Annotated in this window: 17 protein-coding genes and 1 pseudogene; 9 read left to right on the top strand and 9 right to left on the bottom strand. The window is 30.9% G+C overall.

What is annotated here, in order from left to right:
• Window positions 1–304: 304 nt before the first annotated feature.
• From SYO3AOP1_RS04730 to SYO3AOP1_RS04720, 4 genes are all read right to left on the bottom strand, one after another.
• Entirely contained in the window at window positions 305–1372 is a 1068-nt protein-coding gene (locus SYO3AOP1_RS04730) for an AI-2E family transporter (RefSeq protein WP_012459615.1), read from the bottom strand.
• Window positions 1373–1549: 177 nt separating this feature from the next.
• Window positions 1550–2353: a 2-amino-3,7-dideoxy-D-threo-hept-6-ulosonate synthase gene (locus SYO3AOP1_RS04725; RefSeq protein WP_012459613.1), complete on the bottom strand. Its 804-nt coding sequence runs from the start codon at window positions 2351–2353 to the stop codon at window positions 1550–1552.
• 59 nt (window positions 2354–2412) lie between these two features.
• The gene (locus tag SYO3AOP1_RS09620) at window positions 2413–2556 is read right to left on the bottom strand and encodes a hypothetical protein (protein WP_281340499.1); all 144 of its coding nucleotides are present in this window, start codon (window positions 2554–2556) and stop codon (window positions 2413–2415) included.
• A complete protein-coding gene (locus SYO3AOP1_RS04720) occupies window positions 2553–3083 on the bottom strand; it encodes a DDE-type integrase/transposase/recombinase (protein WP_281340498.1) in 531 nt (176 codons plus the stop codon). Before SYO3AOP1_RS04720 ends, SYO3AOP1_RS09620 begins: the two co-directional genes overlap by 4 nt.
• Before the next feature lie 104 nt (window positions 3084–3187).
• Here SYO3AOP1_RS04720 and SYO3AOP1_RS04715 point away from each other — a divergent pair, with 104 nt between their 5' ends.
• Window positions 3188–4423 carry an IS256 family transposase gene (locus SYO3AOP1_RS04715; RefSeq protein WP_012459106.1) on the top strand — a complete coding sequence of 412 codons (1236 nt, stop codon included), beginning with the start codon at window positions 3188–3190 and terminating at the stop codon, window positions 4421–4423.
• Here the strand turns inward: SYO3AOP1_RS04715 and SYO3AOP1_RS04710 are convergent.
• Window positions 4417–4839, bottom strand: a complete 423-nt coding sequence (locus tag SYO3AOP1_RS04710; protein WP_281340496.1) for a helix-turn-helix domain-containing protein — start codon at window positions 4837–4839, stop codon at window positions 4417–4419. The genes SYO3AOP1_RS04715 and SYO3AOP1_RS04710 overlap by 7 nt on opposite strands.
• Window positions 4840–4986: 147 nt before the next feature.
• Between SYO3AOP1_RS04710 and SYO3AOP1_RS09340 the strand changes: the two are divergent.
• The 4 genes and pseudogenes from SYO3AOP1_RS09340 to SYO3AOP1_RS04695 all read left to right on the top strand — a co-directional run.
• Window positions 4987–5255 (top strand): annotated as a pseudogene (locus SYO3AOP1_RS09340) (IS5/IS1182 family transposase); the annotation flags it as partial.
• 207 nt (window positions 5256–5462) lie between these two features.
• The gene (glnD, locus tag SYO3AOP1_RS04705) at window positions 5463–8072 is read left to right on the top strand and encodes a [protein-PII] uridylyltransferase (protein ID WP_012459612.1); all 2610 of its coding nucleotides are present in this window, start codon (window positions 5463–5465) and stop codon (window positions 8070–8072) included.
• 484 nt (window positions 8073–8556) lie between these two features.
• The gene (locus SYO3AOP1_RS04700; RefSeq protein ID WP_281340495.1) at window positions 8557–8793 is read left to right on the top strand and encodes a hypothetical protein; all 237 of its coding nucleotides are present in this window, start codon (window positions 8557–8559) and stop codon (window positions 8791–8793) included.
• A gap of 266 nt (window positions 8794–9059) precedes the next feature.
• The gene (locus SYO3AOP1_RS04695; RefSeq protein ID WP_012459610.1) at window positions 9060–9941 is read left to right on the top strand and encodes an FAD:protein FMN transferase; all 882 of its coding nucleotides are present in this window, start codon (window positions 9060–9062) and stop codon (window positions 9939–9941) included.
• Here the strand turns inward: SYO3AOP1_RS04695 and SYO3AOP1_RS04690 are convergent.
• The 4 genes from SYO3AOP1_RS04690 to SYO3AOP1_RS04675 all read right to left on the bottom strand — a co-directional run bounded on the left by SYO3AOP1_RS04690 (window position 9922) and on the right by SYO3AOP1_RS04675 (window position 14570).
• On the bottom strand, window positions 9922–10860 hold the full coding sequence (locus tag SYO3AOP1_RS04690) for a hypothetical protein (protein WP_012459609.1): 939 nt from the start codon (window positions 10858–10860) through the stop codon (window positions 9922–9924). The two genes, SYO3AOP1_RS04695 and SYO3AOP1_RS04690, sit on opposite strands and share 20 nt — an antisense overlap.
• Entirely contained in the window at window positions 10857–11387 is a 531-nt protein-coding gene (locus tag SYO3AOP1_RS04685; protein ID WP_012459608.1) for an FMN-binding protein, read from the bottom strand. The genes SYO3AOP1_RS04690 and SYO3AOP1_RS04685 overlap by 4 nt, the downstream gene beginning before the upstream one ends.
• Window positions 11388–11544: 157 nt before the next feature.
• Window positions 11545–13065, bottom strand: coding sequence for a hypothetical protein (locus SYO3AOP1_RS04680; protein ID WP_281340494.1), 1521 nt, complete (start codon window positions 13063–13065; stop codon window positions 11545–11547).
• A 149-nt stretch (window positions 13066–13214) separates the two neighbouring features.
• Entirely contained in the window at window positions 13215–14570 is a 1356-nt protein-coding gene (locus SYO3AOP1_RS04675) for a cell division protein ZapB (protein WP_012459606.1), read from the bottom strand.
• A gap of 171 nt (window positions 14571–14741) precedes the next feature.
• Here SYO3AOP1_RS04675 and SYO3AOP1_RS04670 point away from each other — a divergent pair, with 171 nt between their 5' ends.
• The 4 genes from SYO3AOP1_RS04670 to feoB are packed head-to-tail and all read left to right on the top strand — an operon-like array spanning window position 14742 to window position 18037.
• Window positions 14742–14924, top strand: a complete 183-nt coding sequence (locus SYO3AOP1_RS04670; protein ID WP_012459605.1) for a hypothetical protein — start codon at window positions 14742–14744, stop codon at window positions 14922–14924.
• Entirely contained in the window at window positions 14921–15634 is a 714-nt protein-coding gene (locus tag SYO3AOP1_RS04665) for a hypothetical protein (RefSeq protein ID WP_012459604.1), read from the top strand. The genes SYO3AOP1_RS04670 and SYO3AOP1_RS04665 overlap by 4 nt, the downstream gene beginning before the upstream one ends.
• 52 nt (window positions 15635–15686) lie before the next feature.
• Complete coding sequence (locus tag SYO3AOP1_RS04660; RefSeq protein ID WP_007545341.1) at window positions 15687–15917, top strand: FeoA family protein; 231 nt, start codon at window positions 15687–15689, stop codon at window positions 15915–15917.
• Window positions 15911–18037 carry a ferrous iron transport protein B gene (gene feoB, locus SYO3AOP1_RS04655; protein WP_012459603.1) on the top strand — a complete coding sequence of 709 codons (2127 nt, stop codon included), beginning with the start codon at window positions 15911–15913 and terminating at the stop codon, window positions 18035–18037. The genes SYO3AOP1_RS04660 and feoB overlap by 7 nt, the downstream gene beginning before the upstream one ends.
• The last annotated feature ends 22 nt before the right edge of the window (window positions 18038–18059 follow it).

Raw genomic sequence — 18059 nt, 5'->3', positions numbered from 1 at the left:
TTCTGCAGCCGGCGAAGAATCTCATGTTTCTCTTTTTAAAAAGCATTAAAACATGAGATCCTTCAGCTTTACAGCTTCAGGATGACAGAGAACGTTATAATGGTGTCATTCTGAGCGTAAGCGAAGAATCTCTTTTTTTTTCTTTTTAAAAAACATTAAAAAACAAGATCCTTCACTACGTTCAGGATGACAAGGAAAATAAAAATCTGTCATTCTAAAGCCGTGCGAAGAATCTCATACTTTTATTGAATTTCTCACCTGACGTTTAGATTTTGTTATTTAAATGATTTACTCATTACTCATTTTACTCATTTTCTATTCCATATCTCTTCTTATAAAGCATAATAAAAGCATCTATCAATGCAACGATTACAGGAGCAATAAAGATGCCAAGAAATCCAAAGGTACTTAATCCACCAATAATAGCAAAAAACATTATCATTGGGTGCATGTCAATTTTAGTTCCAACAACTATAGGTCTGATAATATTATCCACAGTACTAATTACAAAAGTTCCATAAACAGCAAAAAGAATTCCTACTAAAAGACCTTTGCTGACCATAAGATAAATAGCTACCGGAACCCATACTAAGGACGCACCGCCAAAAGGAATAAATGCAGCAAAAAATGTCAGAAAAGTAAGAACAAGACTGTATTCTACGTCAGCAACCAAAAATCCAATTAAAGATGCTATAGCTTGAGCAATTGCTACAAATACAGAACCAAGAATTACAGCTTGAACCGCGGCATAAGAATTACTAAATAAGTAATCTTTTTCTTCTTTTTCTAAAGGAATTATTGAATAAACCAAATTGTACAACTTATATCCATCTTTAAAAAGAAAGAAAATGGTTATAGCCATAATAAAAATAGCAATAAAAATCAAAATAACATTTGATAAAAATGTCTTTGCAAAATTAAACATAACTGCTGTAAATTGTTTAAGATAATTAATTATTGAATCATGGAAGTTACTATCAAGCTTGTTTAGATAAAATTCTTGAAGTTTAAGATAGAGTTTATATAGATAAGGACTTTCTTTTAATTTTTCAACAATCAAATTAGGATTTGTTATATAATCTGCTATCAGTGGATACAGTTCTATGATTTCCTTTGTCAGAAAAAACAAAATCAAGCTAAATGGTAGTAATAGCGTAGTCAGTATTATAAATGTTGAGATTAGAGAATTTAAAACAGAGTTTTTCACAATTTTTGAAATTTTTTGATGTATTGGATAAAAAATTACAACAAGCAAAATTGAAACTGTAATTATACCTATAAACGGAGAAAAAATTACATATCCTAAAAAAAGAAAAAGAAGAAAGGAAATAATAAAAAATATATTTCCTAACTTCTTGATATCATCTAACAATTAAAATCCTTAAATATTTTTATTCTTCGCCTCTTTTTAGCATACCACCTACAAACACAATAACTCCTGTTAAAATTGTGAAAGCTGTCATGATAATAAACGCTAACCATGCTTCCATATCACACACCTCCTTATTTTTATAAAAGTAATTTTATAACATAATTTTTAAAAAAGCAATTAATTTTTATTCAAAAACTTTAATGCTTCTTCTACAAAAATACCTTCATTTACTATCTTTGATAAAACAGATGTAATTAAAGCCACATCTCTATGTTGGAAAATATTTCTTCCAATTGACAATCCAGCACCACCAGCTACTACAACAGCATCATAGACCATTTTCAATAATGCCTCGTCGGAATCTACTTTTGGACCTCCAGCAATGACTACTGGAACAGGACATCCTTCCACCACTTTTTTAAAGCTTTCTGGGTCTCCAGTATATGGAACCTTTACAATGTCAGCTCCAAGCTCCGCAGCAATTCTTGCAATATGTGCGATGGCTTTTGGGTCGTATGGATTTTTTACTTCAGGACCTCTGTAATACATCATAGCAAGAAGTGGCATTTGCCATTCTAAGCATTTTTTAGATACTTCTCCAAAATCTTTTAGCATCTGTTTTTCATCTTCAGCACCTATGTTAACATGAATAGAAACACCATCAGCTCCAAGTTTTATAGCCTCTTCAACTGTGCAAACAAGAACTTTATCATTTTTTCTAAGTGATAAATCTGTAGAAGCAGACATATGAATTATTAATCCAACATCCTTACCTTTTCCTCTGTGTCCTGCTTCTACCATTCCTTTATGTAAAATTATTGCATTAGCTCCACCTTCTGCTATTTTCTGAACAGTTTCTTTTAAGTTGACAATTCCTTCCATAGGACCTGAGCTGACACCATGGTCCATGGGAACTAAAACAGTTTTACCTGTTTCTCTATTAATCAATCTTTCAAGTCTAACTCTTTTTCCAATTGACAAATTATGAAACCTCCATTTATAAATCTTTTCTCAAATTTTATCATATTTATGGCTTTTGTTCAAATTGTTGTATAGGTCATACCAGTTTGGGAAAATTCCGATTTTCTTGAATTTATAATATCACAAAAGTATGCAATAGGTGATTTTTTGTTTAAACTATGATGAGGTCTTTCTATGTTATACCATAGCATATACTCCATCATTTTTTATTAAACTCATAAACATCTTTTAATTCATAATCTTCGTAGTACATGATAAATTCATCCTGTAATGTCCTATTCATTCTCTCTACATATGCTTGTCCTTTTGGATATCTTGGATAGTTAAAATAATGTTTTATATCTTTTTTCTTTAATGCCTTGCTAAACTCACCCAAGAATTCACTGCCATTATCTGTTTGTATACCTTTTATCTCAAATGGTATTGCTTTTATTAATTTCTCTAAAAAGTCCTTTGCGTTTTTACTGTTTAGCCTGTCATATGCAAAAGTAAAAGAGATTCTTGTTTTTACATCCTTGGCTACAAATATATAAACTTTTCTACCATTTACATATTCATGCTTTGTATCTATTTGTACCAATTCTCCTGGTTTTGTTGGTTTTTTGTCTTTATATCTATCTTTCTTTGTTTTCTTTTTATCTTCTTTCACTATTAGCTTTCCAGTTCTTCCGTTGATTGAGATTCTTTGCCTGGCGTACTCATGATTTAACTTCCTTTCCTCTTTAAGCATTTTTATTATATTTCCAATTGAACTTGCAGATATCGTAGGAATATTGTGCTGCTGGGAGTTAAAATAATGTTGTGTCTAAATTAAATTTATAAGGAGGAATGATAATGGATAAAAAAGAATACTTTGAAAAAGTATTAAACAGATCCACAGAGGAATTAGTAAAAGAATTTTTCCCAAACGGTATAACAACCAAAGAAAAGATAGGTATAAGAAAGCTTTTAGAATCTGTTGTAGAACTGGTCATGAATCAGGAAAGAAATTTCTTCCTTGAAAATGATGAAGATAACAAAGCAAATGGATACTACGAAAGAAACCTAAATACTGGTTCTTTCAAGCTTAACATAAATGTCCCAAGAGATAGAAAGGGTAAATTTAGACCACAAATATTACCTGACCCTTACAAAAGAGTTGATGAAGATTATATAGACCTTCTTATGAGTTTGGTATCCAATGGATACTCAGAAAGCAAGATAGATTCTACATTAAAAAGCTTAGGCTTAAACTATTCAAAACAACATATGGATAAAATCAAAAAAGAGCTTATAGAAAGACTTAATGATTTTAAAACAAGAGAGCTTCCATCGGATGCATTTGTACTGTATATAGACGCATATCACTGTGATATAAAAGAGAAAAACAAAATCAGAAAGGCTTCTGTCTATGTAGTTCTTGGAATAGATTTACAAGGAAATAAAGATATATTTGGATTTTACACATTTTTCAGTAGTGAAAACAAAGCAGACTGGATAAAAGTATTCAATGATTTAATAGATAGAGGACTAAAAAGGGTAATGCTTATAGTAAGTGATGATTTTCCTGGGATAACAAAAGCCATAGAAACACTATTTCCTTATACAGACCATCAGCTATGTTTAGTCCATTTACAAAGAAACGTTAGAAATCAGATGGATAAAGAAGATTCACAAGTATTTAACAAAGAATTAAAAAACATAAAAGAAAACAGCTTAGATTATGAAGATGGATTAGAAAAATTAGATGATTTATGTAGTAGATTTAAATCTAAATATCCAAGCTTTATAAAACATATTCAATCTAACAAAGAGAGATACTTATGTTTTTTAAAATATCCAGAAAATCTAAGAAAGCACATATACACAACAAATCCAGTTGAAAGTGTTAATAGCATGATAGAGAAAGTAAGAATAAATTTAGGCGGATATTTTCAATCTGTAGACATTCTTGAGATAAATCTGCTTATACAGAGAGATAATTTAAAGAATGGAAAATGGAAAAAACCTATACCTGCTTTTAAAGGAGCTTCTTATGAAATTTTACAATTGTTTAATAAAAAGTTTTCAATCCAGACACAAAATTATTGATAAGTCTCGTGCTGCTTACAGAGTTTATCAAGTAAAACCTTTATTTTTTCTTTCCCAAGCTTAGGATGTTTCTTTCTTATTTCTAAAACTAATTGTTTATGTTTTTCTGTTATTTTTTGTAATTTTTCTAATTTCATTCCTTTTTTTGATATATAACGATTTTTAAGAGATACAGGATTGTTATTACTGCTTTCATACTCTTTAATCCATCTGTATATGGTAGATTTTGATACACCAAAAGCTTCAACTGCAACCTTCACTGAATGTTTTAAAGCAAATTCTACTACTTGCAATCTAAAGATTATTTCTGGATGTTTTTCCATAACATCATCTAATTCTTTTACTTGTTTTAAAAGCTTTCTTTCAAGTGTATTAATTCTCTGAATGTAGGTAGATGCTCCTACTTTCTTTCTCATCTTTATCCCCCGATTTTCATAATTTTAAATTCTTATATTATATTTTCCCATATTTCTTTTAGCTTATACAGGGGGGTTGGGAGACTGTTCCAAAATTATTTTATTAGTTAAAATTAAATACGCAAAATCAAAAAATAAAATGTTTGCATGAGAAAAACAGGAATATCTTTTAAATAAAATAATAAATCTATAAACTTACAAAAAGATTTTTTAAAAAGATTAAATATAAGGAAAAGAAAAATAGTCAAAGAGGTAGACCAAGAAAGTACAAAGATGAATTTATAATAGCTATATTTCTATATCAAACACTAAAACAATATTCTTATAGAGAAGTTCTTCAAGAGCTTAAATATCTTGGCTTTAAAATTCCTTCTCTGAATGACTATCATTATAGGATTAAACAGCTTAATGAAAACATTTTCGTCCTGACAATCTCTGAACTCTTTGTATAAGCTTTTATCTTAGATTAATGCGATATACTAAAATTAATAAGATTCCTTCATGATTTACCTCCTACAGAAATTTAATTTAATATCTATTTTCTGTAAGAGATTTTTTATATAATTTATTAGCAGCGATTTAGATTGCTTATGTAATCAACTTATTCTAAAAGGAGCTGAAAAATGGAAACGGCATTAGAAGTAAATAAAAAACAACATATTTTAGATAACTACAATAAAACGAAAAAAGAGCTTATAGCAAAACATTATGCTGGAGAAAGTGCACTAACAATTGTTAAAGAGTTATCAGATTTAACAGACCAAACAATCAAAGAGTTTGCGAGAATTTCTTTTCCAAATCTTAATGAGATATCAATTATAGTCCTTGGTGGCTATGGAAGAAGAGAGTTATGTTTTAAATCTGATATAGATATCTCGATAGTTTATAACACAGAAGATATAGAAAGTCTAAAAATTGGCATAGAAAATTTTTACTATTGTTTGCTGGATTTAAAATGCGACATTGGATTTTCTCCCAGAAATATTAAAACTTTTTTAGATTTGTCAAAAGAAGATTTAACAGTAGCAACAGCACTACTTCAAGGCAGATTTCTATGTGGAAATGAAGATATATATAAAACATTATCAGAAAAATTTAAAAAACTAATAAGGTCTAAAAGAAAAGCATACATAGAAGCTACGCTAAAAGCAAGGAAGGTTAGATACAGCAACACAGGAAGTAGCATTTATCTGATGGAGCCGCATGTTAAAGAGGGTGAAGGTGGTCTTAGGGATTTTCATGAAGTATTTTGGATAGCGAAAGTTTTAGATGATGTTAACGATTATAGATACTTTGTAGAAAAAAACATAATCCTTGAAGAAGAATATATAGAATTGATGAATGCTTATGATTTTCTTTTAAGAATAAGAAATCAGATGCATCTATTATGCAATAAAAAATGTGATGTTTTAACCTTTGCATTACAGGAAGAAGTGGCTAAAAGGCTTGGCTATGCTCCTGAAAATGCAGATTATGAAACCTTAAGAGACAGCGTTGAAAGAATGATGAAACTTTACTATTTGAACGCAAGGTCGATCAATAACATAACAAACAGAATACTAAAAAATCTTACAGAGTCAGAAAGTCCATACGAAGAATATATTCCAATTGATGATGTATTTATAAGAACATCTTCTGAAATAGATGTTTTAAACTCTAAAAAGTTTGAAAAAGAGCCGGAGAAAAACATTTTAAAGGCTTTTAAATACTTTAAAAAATACGGCTTAAATTTTTCTTCTAACCTTGAATATTTGCTTAGAAAAAATGAAAGATTTTTAAAAGGTAAAAAACTATCTGATGACTTAAAAGATATTGTTAGAGAAATATTTTCTTCGATAAACAACCTTCCAAAAACGCTAAAAAGAATGCAAGATTTTTATGTCCTTGATGATTTAATTCCTGAGTTTGGATTTCAAAGATGTCATTTCCAATACGACCATTATCATAAGTATACAACCGATGCCCATGCTATCAAAGCTTTAGAAGAGTTAGAAAACCTTCCTAAGATTGACAGCTTTCAAAAAATAAAAATCTTTGAGATTTACAAAGAAATACAAAGAAAAGATTTATTAATCTGGGCAATATTTTTACATGATATCGGAAAAGGACATAAGGCAGACCATAGCGTCCTTGGTGCAGAAATGGCAAGAGATATTTTAGATAGATTTGGATATCCTTTAAAAGATATAGAAACTGTAAGCTTTTTAGTAAGACATCACTTAGATATGGCTCACATCTCACAAAGGAGAAACCTACACGAACCAAGAGTTATTGAAGATTTCGTTAAAGTTATCAAAAACAAAGAACTTTTAAACATGCTAACAGTTTTAACATGGTGTGATGCAAACGCTGTAGGCTCTGGAGCTTGGAACGACTGGAAGTTTGCATTATTGATGGACCTTTACAACAAAGCTTCTGAATACTTAGAAAGCAGTAGCATCGAAGATTTAGAAGTACAAATTCAAAAGAGATTTGAAGATAAAAAGCGAAAACTCCTTGAACTTTTATCTTTAGAGCTTTCTAAAGAAAAAGCAGAATTTCATTTAAACAGACTTTCGGATTACTATATCTTATCAACACCACTACAAGATATAGTAAAACATATAAAATTAGAAGATAAGCTTATAGAAGAAAATCTTACACTTACTACCACCTTTGAGAAAAACATAGGAGCAGGATATTCTGATGTTGTAATAGCCGTTAAAAACATAGAAAATCCACTGCTAATAATCACTGGAATTTTGACTTACTTAAACATTAACATTCTTACTGTATACAGCTTTGAAAGGAAAGATGGAATATACCTTATAGAATCTCAAATTTCAACCTCAAGCTTAGAAGCTATTGATGAACAAAAATTTGAGAAATTCTTAAACTTACTTTTAAAAGTAATTAACGGAGAAGAAAAGTTTGAGAATCTGATAAGAAAAAGAGATAGAGGATTTAGAGCTTCTACTGTTCCACCGCCTACATTTGTAAAAATAGACAATGAAATGTCAGAAAATTACACAATCTTTGATATTTCTGGAGAAGATAGAGTTGGACTACTTTTTGATATAATCAAAATATTCTCAAAGTATGATTTATATGTTCATATGGTAAAAGCTTCAACGCAGGGTTTGAGAGTTAGAGATGCTTTTTATATTAGAACAAAAAATAAAGAGAAAGTTTATGACAAGGAGCTTCTGGAAAAAGTTCAAAATGAGATATTGGAGCTGTTAAAAAATGGGTAAATCTTGATAACATAAATTTGAAATGTAAGACGTAGAATAATATTATTTTATCAACTTAAATAAAACCTGTATGGAGCGTGCTTTAAAATTTTAACTAAGACTAAAAATTAATTGACATACCTTGGGTGAGAAATTAAGAATTTTTACAAAATTTAGATAAGGAGATCCTTCGGGCTAAAGCCCTCAGGATGACAGTCAAAGGTTGGTTGATAAATATCAGAGAAAAGTAACCTTATTTGTCGTTCTGAAGCAGGCGAAGAATCTCTACCTTTGCCCAATTTCTCAGTCAACGCATATTTACATACACACTCTACAACTTACAAAAATTTTGCAGCATCTTTAAACTTATATGTTTTGTTTCAAATAGTAAACTTTCCACCTCTAACGTCCCACATTAAAATGCAAAAGATTTATCTTTAAACTTCACATCCAATATATGATTTTTATCATATTAACAGCATGATCCTTTCTTATTTAAATCATATTGAGATTAAATCTCAATTGCTACAATATTAGAAACTTTAAAATAGGAAGAGTTAAAATGTACTCAAAAGAATTAATTGAAAGAGTAGAAGAGCTGGCGAAAGTTTATTCAAAAGTTATTGTTTCATTAGACTCCAAAGAAAGGAAAATTGAGATGTTTGAATCTTATTATAAGATACTGAGAACTTTGCAAGATATACAGAGTTCAGAAACTCTTGAAAAAAGTTTTTATGATTGAAAATTATTCAATGTAAGTTGATTGAAAAAATATCAGCTTTTTTCTTTGTTTAAAAGTATCAAAATACCGAAGAAATTAAATCGGAAGTATTTTAAATATGTTGGAAGAGAAATTCGAAAGATTAATTATGAGATTCTTTGCCTGCTATTTTTTCATCATAAGGACATTAGTCCGAGAATTCCCTCTTTAAGTTTTTTAAATTTCTAACTTCTAACAAATGATATCTTATTACATACTTAAAACTAAGTTTATAAGTAGGTGTAAACATGGTTTATTTAATTGTAATTTTAACATTATTCCTAAGTTCAAAAGTTTATTGTGAAGAAAAAGTTTTTAACCTTATGGGTACTTATGCAATAGTAGAGATAGATGGAGAATTAGAATATGAAGTTTACAGATTTTTAAAAAATTTAGAAGACAAATTGTCTGATTATATAAAAGACTCTGAAATTTCTGCAATAAATAAATTTGCAGGAATAAAACCCGTTAAAGTTAGTCCGGAAACTTTTGAGGTAATTAAAAAATCAGTAGAGATATCAGAGCTTACAGATGGAGCTTTTGATATAACCGTTGGTGCTATAACAATTAGATATAAAAGAGACAAGGAAATAGACCTTAAACAAGCAAAAAAACTTGTAAATTATAAAGATATTGTATTAGACGAGAAAAATATGACTGTCTTCTTGAAAAAGAAAGGAATGGCTATAGACTTGGGTGGGATTGGAAAGGGTTATGCTATACAAAAAGCATACGAATTTATTAAAAAGGATAAAGGTTTTATAGCAATTGCCGGAGATTTAAAATCATGGGGTCATGAGAGAAATATAGGAATTTTCAATCCTATTACAAAAAAAATATTAACAGAAGGGATTGCAAAAAAAGATATATGTGTATCTACGTCAGGAAACTATTTTCAAAAACATATAATTGGACAAAAAACAGACTTATTACAAGTTAGCGTAGTGTATAACGAATGCACATTTACTGATGCTTTATCAACTGCAATCTTTGCAATGGATAAAAACAAAAGAGAAAAATTCTTAAAAAATGCAAAGTTTGGATATTTATTAATGTTTGAAAATGGCAATATAGAGTTTAATAAAAATTTCTTAGATTTCTTTGAAGAAATTAAGTTTTTTCCGTTTTAAATGATATAATTATATCCAAGATAATATAAATTATGGCAAAAAGAGAAAATAGCTCGAAGATTATAAAAAAGATCATTTTTAAATAAACAAAGGATTCATTAAAAAATCTTATAAACAGACCAGAAAGATTATCTAAAAAGCTTGATACAAATAAGATTAAACCTATTGTTAGACTAATAACTTTCTTTAATTCTGTAAAAAGTAATAAATGGGCAACAGTAAAAGAATACAACGCCATACTCAGCAAGTGGGGATAAAAGATTTTAAACAGTCCTTCTGAGGTTTTTGGCTTTGTATATCTTTCTGGATTTCCTAAGTAGTAGTCTTTTATGCTTTCTGATGTAAGTCCGAATTTGATGTAAAAGATAAAAAAGTTAAAAACAATAAATACTAAAGTAAAAAAGCTAAAAAATATAATTATAAATTTAATTGCTTTTATGGATGGTTTTATGTTTTTTTTTAATAAGTAAAAGGTTGAGAGGATAAGCATTATAAATGCTAAAGCAATAAATGTTAAAAATGATAATGGTTTAATATACAAGAAGCTGTCAAAATAATACACTATCAGATCAGAAAAAGAATACAAAACACTGCTTATAAAGAAAGCAATGATAAGAAACATTTTTAATCTTAGAGTAAAGTTAAATACATTAAAAATTGAGGATACTATTATAAAGAGAAACATATTTAAAAATAGATTGATATGTACATTTTCAACTACTTGTTTTACAGAGACCTTTTCTGGAAATTCTGGGTCTGTAAAAAAGTATTTATACAAACTTTCATAGCTAAATCCATACGTAATGTTGTACTGGAAGATGGAAGCTATAATAAACAGGAAAGAAAATATATTAAAGAATAGCACTATATAAAAAATGTTTTTTTTAAGCTTAATATCGTTTGTAATCAAAAATCTCATTTTTTTTCACCAAACAAGGTTTTTATGATTGCAACCGCAAGCCTTGCTCTGTCCGTGATTGCCCTTGAAGTTAAAGTTGCACCGGAAACATTAGGAATATTAGCCCTTAATTTAAGACCATCATTATCTAAACCTTTTCCCTTAAAATTTTCAAACCAGTTTTTCTCTGGAAGATATTCCAAGGGTTCTCCAAAATGTAATACTTCTATAACATCAATTTTAAAATCAGGAGTTATTGTGTATAAAACAACCTCCGGCTTTGTTCTTACTACATGTGTATCTACATAGCCATAAGCTACTATATTTTGTCCTTTCTTTACAATATATATAGAGACTAACTTAGAATCAAATTTAACTCCTGAAAGTTTTTGAATTGATTCTAACTGTTGAGAATTTAGAACTAAATTTTTTATTTCAACATTAGAGCCTAGATAAATCCTTTTTAAAACATCTTCTGGCTTTTTAGATTCATTAGCATAAGAAAAAGTAAATATAAGGATTAGAGTGTATATAGCATATTTAAACATAAACACCTCCACAATTGAGAATTTTATAAATATAGTCTCAAAACCGGGATTTAGTCCCAATGAATTTTATCATATCATATAAAAAACCGGCAGCATAAACTACCGGCTAAATAATAGGAGGTCTGAGATGAAGAAGTTATAAAATTTAACTCGTATATTACTTTAAATGAAGTAGGGTTTTTATAATAGCCCATAATCCGGACTCTTTTACGCCTGTACTATCTAAGTTAGAGAGTTTTTCAAGGGAATTACCTCCTGAAGATATACCAAAAGGTCTATCAAAAACATCTCTTCCAAAGATGAACCCTTGAGCTTTTACTATTCTTATGTACTGTTTATCTATACTGTATGCGCGTTCAGGCGAAGGAAGAAAAAGTTCAGGTTTTATGTAGTCTTCATTATCCAGATAGTTTATAAGGCTTGGGTTTGTGATAATGTTGTCCTGCGGCGAAAGTATAAACGATATCTTGTTAACATCTTTACTTATCCTTGAGCGTATCTCTTCGTTGCTTCTAAAGTGATCTCCCCCGTTAGTCATGGAGAAATACAGCTGGTATTCACCTTTTATTAAAGCTTCAATTTTAGCAAGTTCGGTACCAAGATTTCCTTCAAAACTTTCATAGTTCCAATCTTTTATGTTTTTAATGGTTAAATTATAATCTTGTTCCATCCAACCATCTGCACCGGGAACTTTTCGCCAATATGTAAAGGTGGCATCAACAGTTCCCCCTATGCCCCCATGACATGCTACACAAAACTTCATCTCCTGAGCACTTTGAGGTCTCAACCTTCCATCCTTATCTTCTATAAACCCTGCCATTATCCAGTTCTTACTATCATTAAACACAAGCCCTTTGTCCCAAAAAAAACTTTTCTCTTCCTCTTCCTCTTCACCACCTTTTTGGACACCTATATAAGCCAACTTTTTCATATACCGCATTTCCTTTATACGGAGAGATTTGTAAGATATTGTGTTTGAGGGGTCCAAGTAATAGAGAGGATGGGCAAATTCAGTGCCCGGTGGATACTGGTATGTTATCACCGGTACACCACTTGCATCCCCTTCATAGTGTTCTGGCATTGTAAAGTCTCCTACTTCTGTGCCTCTGCAAACTTCACCGGGCTTTACTCCTTTTACTGCACACTCCGCTATGGCTAAGTTTTTCTTGTAAACCTCCTTGTTGAATATTCCTCTACTTTCTCTGAAGGGTCTGTCAAGTCTTATTAAGGTTGAGTCGATTCTACCGTTTGTAGGGAAAAAACCTGGGAAGGGTTTCCACTTAAAAACCCTCCAACCAGTGTATTTTCCAGTTTCAGGGTCTAATACAAAACCCTCCATATCAATATTTGCCAAGTTATACCCTCCACCTGTGTATGAGTACAGTGGTGGCACGTCAGGAAAGTATTTAAGGTCTCCGCTACCTCTATTCCTGTAAGCAAAACTCCAGTTATCTTGCCTTATATAACTTTGCACCTCTGCGTCAGAAGGAGCATCTACACCTACCAAGGTCAAGTCTGGTCTTATTGCGTTGAGCCAAGGATTTCCTATCTTTAGTATCTTCTCAGGAAAAGAGTAGTTAAGGGTTAGATTCATATCTGATTTTTCGTTGGCATAAGGGGTGTTGGCTTGCGTGTGGCATACGTAACAAGGGTTTGCTATCGCCTTTCCGTATCTCACGATGCCTGTGTCAGTATAGCATTCAAGGGGTATGTTAGGCTCAGGGTTAACAAAGCTTTCTCCTTTTTTTTCTTTTACTCCTCCCCCCTCCACCACATGAATAAAGGAATATCACGGATAATAGCACAAGTCTTCTCATATTCACCCTCCTAAAACATCCATCCGATAGCAAATCTATAAAGATTTTGTTTTTTTGCATCATGCGGTGAAAAGCGAACATAATCAGCTTTTAATGCTACTAAAGGATGCGGCTTGTATGAGAGTCCTATATTATATACTTCCACTTTATGTCCTTCTGGTTTTTCAAAGCCCTCTGGGACGCTGGCATGGGTATCGTAGTTTTCATAGATGCCAAATAAATTTAGTTGCTGGTCAGATACTTTGAAAAACTTTAACACATCGTATGCTACCTGTGTATAAAATCCGTAAAACTTTTTAGGAAATGTGGTACACTGGGTGGTATCGCCAAGTTGACATACAGGGTTTGTGCTTATCCCCTGGGATATCTTATCTGCTCCAGAAGTAGTTCCGTATGCTCCTACCAATCTAAGATCCCATCCCCTGTACTGCCACCAAAGGTGGGGAAATAAAAGATTAATACTACCTAATTTATTCCCCTCATCATCCTGTACGCCTCCAAAGAAACCACTAATACCTACTTTTAAATTAATCGGCAAATTATAGTCAAGCCTACCAGTAAAAGCTATCTGGTCAGAAGCCGCCTTAAAACCATTTTGTCTAAATCCTTTTAGAATTTCCCCTTTTTCCACTTTCTCACCTGCTTCCTCGTTAGGTTTTAGTCCATTTGTTATGTAGGCTTTATACTCTAAATTTCCCAGTTTTCCATATGCACCAAAACCAAGTTCACGCCATGTGGAAGGAATTATGTTTCTTTCAAGATATGGCCTATCAACGCTTGGGAAAGTAGGTGGTTCATGATATTCATTAACAATACCTACAGGTATAAGAAGTAATCCTCCTCTTAATCCTAACTTTTGACTAAAGTTGTAATCTATAAAAGCAAACTCTACTGCAGTCTCTCCGCTTTCCTCTTTTCCTTCTACGAATGCATGCTCCCATTCAATCTCTGAGTTGAATTTTAGCTTTTCATTGAAGGCATAACCAAAGTAGAGGATTAGTCTTTTGGCATCTATGGTGTTTTTTGGTTTTTTATCCGGGTTATGAACAAAGTGGATTTCTCCGTATCCACCAATAGATACACCTTTCTGATTAAACATCGCCTTAGATGCAGCGGGACCCATTCCATAGTAAGATTTAACTTCAAGCTCTGGCATAGCTATCTCTATTTTTAACTTTCTAAGCTCTTCTTTTATAGATTCATTCTCCTCTTTTACTTCTTTAACGGAAGCTTGTTCTTGTTTTAGTTTTTGTACTTCTTCTTGAAGAAGTTTTATCTGGTCTTCAAGTATTTTAATTTTATCTTCCGAAGCATGAGCTAACGCTACAGAAGATAATAAAGCCATAGATAATAATGTTTTCCTCATAATGATTACCTCCTAAAATTTTTTCGTAAATTATTTTAAAATTTGAGATTGAATTTCAATATGACTAATTCACCTTTAAATCATAAAATATTTGTGATTAAAATCATTTTCTCTTTTAAAATTTTAATTGAGAATAAATCTCAATTTCTAATAATTTTTGGAGGTTTGGCAATGCATTCAAAAGAATTGATTGAAAGAGTAGAAGAGTTGGCAAAAGTTTATTCAAAAGTTATTGCTTCCTTAGACTCCAAAGAAAGAAAAATTGAGATCTTTGAATCTTATTATAAGATACTGACGACTTTACAAAATATGCAAACTTCAGAAACTATACAAAGAGGAGGTTTTCGTAAATGAAGAAGTATTTAATTTATTCACTATCATTATTGATTATCCCAAGCTTTGCATTTGCTGGTAAAAAGGCTCTTATATGGGATGATACAGAAACGCTTGGAACAGGAAATTCTCAAAATGAAAATTACTTTTTTTACACAAAAAACACAGAAGATAGAGAAGGCAGTTATATTTTTAACTTTACGTATGGATATAACGATAAAACAGACATAGCTTTAAACATTCCTTTTGGATACTTAAAAAATTATGAAAACACTTACTCAGATATATCAGACCCTTTTGTTGAAGTAAAGTATAGATTTTTTGAGAGAGAAAATTTAAAGTTTGCTATAAAGCCATTTCTTGGAATACCTGTAAAGAGAGATAGCGATTTTAGCGAACGTCATTTAAGCTATGGAATTACTTTGATTTCTCAGTTAGAAGTTGATAAATTTACTTTTTATGCAAACTCATCTTTCATGGTTCATAAAAATAGAATAGTTGGACAAAATGAAATTTTTCAGTCTGTTTCCGGGGAGTATAACATTAACGATAATTTCAGTGTAATAACAAGCTTTTATCTTTCTAATTACAGTAGCCAAACAGAAAAAGGTGGATTGATTGGTGTAGGATATTCTAAGGGTAAAATAGAGATAGGTATTGGAATAGGTAAAAACTTTACTGGAGAAAATGATTATTCTTTCTATGGCGGTTTGACATACAGATTCTTTTGATTTAGCATATAATAAATATTATTGAGATTAAATCTTAATTTAAAGGAAGAAGATGAAAAGACTATTAGATATAAAGGAAGGTTGTAAGGCTGTTGTGAAAGATGTGGATATGGATGAGGCTTTGAAGCTAAAACTTTTTGAACTTGGCATACTACCCGGAACGGAATTAGAACTTATACAAGTAGCACCTTTTGGTGGACCTATAAAAATAAAACTTCATGATTATTGTCTTGCACTACGAAGAACAGAAGCTTATAAAATCTTGGTGGAAGAAAAATGTTAAAAGAAATAAAAGTTGCTTTAATAGGAAACCCAAACGTTGGAAAAACCGCTCTACTTAATGAAATTGCCGGAACTGATTTAAAAGTTGGCAACTGGCCGGGCGTTACGATAGAAAAAAAAGAAGCAACTATTACTTATAAAGATTATATCATCAGATTTGTTGACTTACCGGGTATTTACAGCCTAAGAAATCAAACAGCAGAAGAAAAAATAACGGTTGATTATCTATTAAATGAAAAACCGGATGTGATTTTAAATATCTTAGACTCTACAAATCTAAAAAGAAATTTATATCTAACAACTCAGTTATTAGAGTTTGAGATTCCGATCTTAGTAGTATTAAATATATGGGATGAGGCGGTAGAAAAAGGAATATCTGTTGACTTTAAAAAGCTTGAAAATCTTTTATGCAGTCCTGTAATTCCTGCATCAGCTAAAAAAAGGCTTGGAATTGATGAGATTTTAGATAAAATCATACAAGTATATGAAAATAAAAAGTTTGTCCAATGTGAGCATTTTGAAGTAGAATTTGAGAAGTATTTAAAAGAAGTTTTAAAACTTGTAGAGATTTATCAACCTGTTCTTTTGAACTTGTATCCTAAACGCTATTTAGCAGTATCTCTTTTAGAAGGAAGTCTAAAAGATAATCTTTCCGATGCACTTGCGCAAGAGTTAGAAAAATTAAGAGAAAAAATTAAAAGCATCTATGGAAAAGACGTTAAGACTTTGATTATTGAAGAAAGATACGGGATAGTGTTAGGCATCTACGAGCAAACTGTAAAAAAAGAGCCGGTTAATACAGTAGAAGGTTCATTATTTTTAGATAAAATCTTTTTACATAAATACTTTGGCATTCCAATATTTTTATTTTTGGTTTGGCTTTCTTTTGAGATTACCTTTAAATTTTCTTCTCCTTACGTTGATTTTCTAAACAAAGTTTTGGAAGTGATTGGTATCTGGGCTTTACAGATTTTAGAGTCTTTAAATGCGTCGGAGTTTATTAAATCTTTTGTGGCAGATGCTGTAATAGGTGGAGTTGGATTTGTTATTACTTTTGTTCCGGTGCTTTTTGTGCTGTATATAGTCATTTCTTTTTTAGAAGGAAGTGGGTATATATCCCGTGCAGCGTTTTTGATGGATAGGTTTATGAGTAGCTTTGGATTGAGCGGAAAATCTTTTATTCCACTGCTTCTTGGTTTTGGTTGTAACGTTCCTGCTGTTTATGCAACAAGGACGATTGAAAGCCAAAAAGAAAAAATCCTTACAGCTTTAATGATTCCTTTTATGTCTTGTGGAGCAAGATTAACAGTTTTTGCATTTTTTGTAAGCGTTTTCTTTGAAAATCAAAAAGGTTTAGTTATATTCTCTCTTTATCTGATTGGGATTTTAGTTGCTGTAATTGTAGCGACACTGCTTAATAAGTTTTATTTTAAAACAAAGTCTGAAGTTTTCATTTTAGAGCTACCACCTTACAGAATGCCAACGCTTAAATACATTCTAAACAATGCTTGGGTACGTGTAAAATCTTTTATTGTTGAAGCTGGAACGTTTATTTTTGCAACCTCAATCATAGTTTGGTTTTTAACAAACATTCCTTTTGGAGCTAAAAAAGATGAGTCTTTACTTGCTCAGGTTTCTCAAAAAGTATCGGTAATTTTTGAGCCTATTGGATTTGGAACTTGGCAAGCGACAGCTTCATTATTTTCTGGTTTTGTAGCTAAGGAAGTAGTACTATCAACAATGAGTAATATTTATGTTGGAGAAGAGCTGAAGGAAGAAAAGAAAAGTTTATCCTTTCAAGAAGGGTTAAATGAGATTTTTAGCGGCTTTATAGATGCTAATGTAAGTCTTTTTAAAGATTTGGCTTCTACTTTTGGGCTTGTAAAAACAGAAAAAGAAGAGGATGAGTTTAAAGGTCTTGGCTCTGTATTGAAAGAAAGTTTTACACCTGCTCAAGCTTACTCTTTTTTAGCTTTCTTGCTTTTATACACTCCATGTCTTGCAACAGTTTTTGCAATAAAACAAGAACTAAACAGTTATAGATGGATGTTTATATCTATTTTGATAAACTTTACATCTGCTTGGATTGTTAGCTTTGTGATTTACACTTTGATTAGGTGAGAAGACTTAAAGTATAATATCT

The organism is Sulfurihydrogenibium sp. YO3AOP1 (genome assembly GCF_000020325.1).
GTDB lineage: Bacteria > Aquificota > Aquificia > Aquificales > Hydrogenothermaceae > Sulfurihydrogenibium.
Note: the sequence above shows the minus strand (reverse complement) of the source record. Positions and strands in the feature narration are given on the sequence as shown.

Coding starts and splice junctions, on each gene's coding strand:
- SYO3AOP1_RS04670 (WP_012459605.1), top strand. CDS start 14,742: ATGCATTCAAAAGAATTGATTGAAAGAGTAGAAGAGTTGGCAAAAGTT.
- SYO3AOP1_RS04720 (WP_281340498.1), bottom strand. CDS start 3,083: ATGCTTAAAGAGGAAAGGAAGTTAAATCATGAGTACGCCAGGCAAAGA.
- SYO3AOP1_RS04710 (WP_281340496.1), bottom strand. CDS start 4,839: ATGAGAAAGAAAGTAGGAGCATCTACCTACATTCAGAGAATTAATACA.
- SYO3AOP1_RS04695 (WP_012459610.1), top strand. CDS start 9,060: ATGGTTTATTTAATTGTAATTTTAACATTATTCCTAAGTTCAAAAGTT.
- SYO3AOP1_RS04685 (WP_012459608.1), bottom strand. CDS start 11,387: ATGTTTAAATATGCTATATACACTCTAATCCTTATATTTACTTTTTCT.
- SYO3AOP1_RS04660 (WP_007545341.1), top strand. CDS start 15,687: ATGAAAAGACTATTAGATATAAAGGAAGGTTGTAAGGCTGTTGTGAAA.
- SYO3AOP1_RS09620 (WP_281340499.1), bottom strand. CDS start 2,556: ATGATGGAGTATATGCTATGGTATAACATAGAAAGACCTCATCATAGT.
- SYO3AOP1_RS04715 (WP_012459106.1), top strand. CDS start 3,188: ATGGATAAAAAAGAATACTTTGAAAAAGTATTAAACAGATCCACAGAG.
- SYO3AOP1_RS04675 (WP_012459606.1), bottom strand. CDS start 14,570: ATGAGGAAAACATTATTATCTATGGCTTTATTATCTTCTGTAGCGTTA.
- glnD (WP_012459612.1), top strand. CDS start 5,463: ATGGAAACGGCATTAGAAGTAAATAAAAAACAACATATTTTAGATAAC.
- SYO3AOP1_RS04665 (WP_012459604.1), top strand. CDS start 14,921: ATGAAGAAGTATTTAATTTATTCACTATCATTATTGATTATCCCAAGC.
- SYO3AOP1_RS04690 (WP_012459609.1), bottom strand. CDS start 10,860: ATGAGATTTTTGATTACAAACGATATTAAGCTTAAAAAAAACATTTTT.
- feoB (WP_012459603.1), top strand. CDS start 15,911: ATGTTAAAAGAAATAAAAGTTGCTTTAATAGGAAACCCAAACGTTGGA.